The organism is Streptomyces blattellae, assembly GCF_009709555.1.
GTDB classification, from domain to species: Bacteria; Actinomycetota; Actinomycetes; order Streptomycetales; family Streptomycetaceae; genus Streptomyces; species Streptomyces blattellae.
This window is the reverse complement of sequence record NZ_WJBG01000076.1, coordinates 1-228: the sequence shown is the minus strand read 5'-3', so window position 1 is coordinate 228 and position 228 is coordinate 1. Positions and strand designations below refer to the sequence as shown.

Below are 228 nucleotides of genomic sequence, written 5' to 3'. Positions count from 1 at the left end.
ACGAAGTCGTAACAAGGTAGCCGTACCGGAAGGTGCGGCTGGATCACCTCCTTTCTAAGGAGCGCATAGCCGACTGCAGGCAAATGTCTTGCACGGTTGCTCATGGGTGGAACGTTGATTATTCGGCACGGTCATTCTTGAAGGATCACTAGTACTGCTTCGGCGTGGAACGTGAGTCGGGACGGAGGGCCGGGCCGGGCACGTTGTTGGGTGTCTGAGGGAATGAAC

Annotated in this window: 1 rRNA gene; it reads left to right on the top strand. The window is 56.6% G+C overall.

Annotated features, from left to right (window positions below):
• Nucleotides 1–54 (top strand): 16S ribosomal RNA (locus GFH49_RS01600); the annotation flags it as partial.
• Between the last annotated feature and the right edge of the window lie 174 nt (nt 55–228).